This window comes from Microcystis sp. M53602_WE12 (assembly GCF_030065455.1).
Lineage (GTDB): Bacteria > Cyanobacteriota > Cyanobacteriia > Cyanobacteriales > Microcystaceae > Microcystis > Microcystis aeruginosa.
The window spans coordinates 1-3,487 of the sequence record NZ_JASJFB010000409.1; the positions used below are offsets into that span (position 1 = coordinate 1).

At 45.7% G+C, this 3,487-nt stretch carries 2 protein-coding genes and 1 pseudogene; 2 read left to right on the forward strand and 1 reads right to left on the reverse strand.

Annotated elements, in window-relative coordinates; translation table 11 throughout:
• The first annotated feature begins 364 nt into the window (after positions 1–364).
• On the forward strand, positions 365–1,525 hold the full coding sequence (locus PX482_RS13890) for a 2,3-diketo-5-methylthiopentyl-1-phosphate enolase (RefSeq protein WP_002762548.1): 1,161 nt from the start codon (positions 365–367) through the stop codon (positions 1,523–1,525).
• A 274-nt stretch (positions 1,526–1,799) separates the two neighbouring features.
• Here the strand turns inward: PX482_RS13890 and serS are convergent, their stop codons facing one another.
• Positions 1,800–3,083, reverse strand: coding sequence for a serine--tRNA ligase (gene serS, locus PX482_RS13895; protein WP_288122563.1), 1,284 nt, complete (start codon positions 3,081–3,083; stop codon positions 1,800–1,802).
• Between the two features lie 194 nt (positions 3,084–3,277).
• Here serS and PX482_RS13900 point away from each other — a divergent pair.
• A pseudogene (locus tag PX482_RS13900) lies at positions 3,278–3,487 on the forward strand (M23 family metallopeptidase); the annotation flags it as partial.

The window sequence follows — 3,487 nt, forward strand, 5'->3', positions numbered from 1 at the left end:
ACCCTTGTCAATAGCTGAGAAAACCGATCGAAGTCATCAGTTATCAGTTATCAGTTATCAGTTATCAGTGATCAGTTAGGTAGGTAGGTGGAATAAAATATAAGATGAACGTAGAACGTAGGATGGGTTGAAGCATGAAACCCAACGCCCGCTCATGTTACGCTACCGCTAACCCATCCTACAAATAATTGTGCCTCCCCACTTATCAGTTATCAGATGTGAGTTTTCAGTTCACTGATTACTGTTTACTGTTTACTGGACGGCTACGCCGTGCCTTTGGCAACACTGAAAAAAGCTCCCCACTTCCCCAATTCATAATTTATAATTCATAATTCCCACTCCCTTTTTTATCTTTTGACTTCTTATGACTATAATTGTCGATTATCGCTTTCCTCCCGCTATTAATGCCGAAAAACAGGCAAAAACGATCGCTATCGGTCAAACCGCTGGCACTTGGAGCGATCGCCACAGTCATCGTCAAGAGCAGCTGCAACAACACCTAGGGGAAGTGGTGGGGATCAGGGAGGAAGCCGACGGTTATAAGGTGGCTAGGGTGCGTTTTCCCCAGATAAACGTTGAAAATGACATCGCCAGTCTTTTAACCATGATTTTCGGCAAATATTCCATGGCTGGAGCCGGAAAAGTGGTGGGGGTGTACCTCCCCGAAAACTACGGCACAAAAGCCAAGGTGGGAATCACAGGAATTAGGCAACGTTTGGGGGTTTATGATCGACCTCTAGTCATGGCAATTTTTAAACCCGCTTTAGGACTATCGGCGCAAGATCACGCCGATATCCTGCGAGAAGTGGCTTTTGCTGGCTTAGACGTGATTAAAGATGATGAAATCATGGCGGATCTTCCCGTGGCTCCCACCCACGAGCGCCTAGATTGTTGTCGCCGGGTTTTGGAGGAAGTGCGGCAGCAAACCGGCAGAAATGTTCTCTATGCGGTCAATGTCACTGGAAAAGCGGACGAATTGCAGAGAAAAGCCCGTTTATTAGTGAAACATGGGGCTAATGCCCTGTTATTAAACGTTCTTACCTACGGTTTTTCCGTTTTAGAAGCTTTAGCCAGTGATCCAGCGATCGATGTGCCTATTTTCGCCCATCCTGCCTTTGCTGGAGCGATGTGTGCCGGTAGCGATACGGGATTAGCCTATTCTGTGGTTTTGGGGACGATGATGGCCCACGCAGGAGCCGATGCGGTGCTATATCCCGCCGCTTACGGTAGTTTACCCTTCGATCCCCGGGAGGAAGGCAAAATTCGCGATATTTTGCGCGATAGAAACGTTTTTCCGGTTCCCTCGGCCGGTATTCGTCCAGGTATTGTTCCCCAGGTCCTTGGGGATTACGGACGTAATGTTATCCTCAATGCGGGAACCGGAATTATGGACCACCCATCGGGACCGGCCAGTGGTGTGAGGGCTTTTTTTGAAGCTTTAGGGAGAGTGGAAGCGGGTGAGTCTTTTGATCCCGCCAATTTGCCTGAAGGAGCCTTAAAACAGGCAATTCTAGAGTGGGGTTAAGCTCAATTCTTTCAATGCACTATATAGGGTTTGCGGCAAAAAGTTTTTCTTGGGGGCAGGGTGTGGGGTGTGGGGTGTGGGGTGTAGGGTTTTACCGATTTTCAGGTGGTCAACTACCCAATTTTCAGGGAAAAAGTACCTGAATTTTCCCCCTGATCACTCCCATATCCGGTACTTTTTGATTGACAAAAGGTCTAAAAGTCTTACCCAACAAGGTTTTTAGATTTATTCAGCAAACCCTATATAGACATTTTGTCAAGCATTTTTAGAAAATTTAACAAATAACTTCCCGTTTTAGATAGGGTTGCAGCACTTCTGGCACTTTTACCGTCCCGTCTGGCTGTTGATAATTTTCTAGGACAGCGGCCATAGTACGACCGATCGCCAATCCCGAACCGTTGAGAGTGTGGACAAAATTAGTGCCTTTTTGTCCTTTTTCTTTAAAGCGAATATTTGCCCGTCGTGCCTGAAAGTCTCTAAAATTAGAACAACTGGAAATTTCCCGATAGGTATTAGCCGAAGGTAGCCACACTTCTAAGTCATAACATTTAGCGGCCGCAAAACCCAAGTCACCGCTACACAATTCAATCACCCGATAGGGCAACTGTAAAGCTTGCAGGATTGCCTCTGCATTAGCGACTAAACTTTCGTGTTCCTGAGCAGAATCGTCAGGATGGACGATTTTGACCATTTCCACCTTATTAAATTGATGCAAACGGATCAAGCCCCTCGTATCCTTGCCATAGCTGCCCGCTTCTCGACGAAAACAGGGAGTATAGGCACAGTGTTTGATCGGTAATTGCTCCGATGAGAGGATTTCATCGCGATAGAGGTTAGTTACAGGTACTTCTGCCGTTGGTGCTAACCAAAGCTCATCATCTCGACATTTAAAGCTTTCTTCCGCGAATTTCGGCAGTTGTCCCGTCCCGCGCAGGGAGTCACTATTAATTAAAATTGGCGGTAAAACTTCTGTATAACCGGCGACAATATGGCGATCGAGCATAAAATTAATTAAAGCTCTTTCTAGGGCTGCCCCGAGCGCGATAAGATTAACAAAACGACTCTGGGCGATCTTTACTGCCCGTTCAAAGTCTAAAATGCCCAATTTTTCCCCAATTTCCCAGTGAGGCAAAATATTCGGGTTGGTGGGTTTATATTCCTCTCCCCAGCGTTTGACTTCGACATTTTCCCGTTCATCCTTACCGATGGGAGTGGTTTCACTGGGTAAATTGGGTAAATCTAAGATTTTTTGGTCAATGGCCGCTTTAATCTCTTTTTCCTGCGGTTCTAATTGAGCTAGTTTACTTTTAATCTCGTTTCCTTCTGTTTTCATTGCCAAAATTTCGGGACTGTTGACATCGCTGCCACTTTTAACTTTTTGTCCCACCAGTTTACCGATTTCGTTACCCCGGGCCTGTAAACTGCTGCGTTCTTGCTCTAAAGCCTTCTGTTGTTGATTTAACTGGAGAATAGGGGCAATATCATAACTCCCTCCCCGACTATCTAAGCGTTTCTGTACTTCCTCTGGATTTTCTCTAATTTGCTTTAGGTCTAACATGGTACGAGTCAGTAAAAAGTAAAAAGTAAGTGGGGGAGTCGGGGAATCGGCAGCCTGAGGGGAAATGTTGTCAACCGCTAACCAATGCTCAATATAACTCAAAACTTAACTAAAATATCGGTTAAAAGCCGCCGGTAAAATTAGCGGCAGCGGAAACTGGGGTATATTTAATTTTGGTGTCTGGAGTAAGTCTCATGCTCAAATATCTGCCTGTTAAATTACTGCGTTTTTTAGCGATTAGCTGTCTTGTCACGTTAATTTCTCTAGGATTTGACCGTTTACACCCCGTTAAAGCTAATCCCACTCTCATAGCTCAAAATGCTTGGGCCGGGGCCTCCTTCCCCGTGGAAAACTTTCAAACCTATACCTCTGGTTTCGGTTATCGTTCCTCTCCCATGGATGGC

Excerpts from the sequence above, each read along its gene's own strand:
- serS (WP_288122563.1), bottom strand. The coding sequence starts at position 3,083 with ATGTTAGACCTAAAGCAAATTAGAGAAAATCCAGAGGAAGTACAGAAA.
- PX482_RS13890 (WP_002762548.1), top strand. The coding sequence starts at position 365 with ATGACTATAATTGTCGATTATCGCTTTCCTCCCGCTATTAATGCCGAA.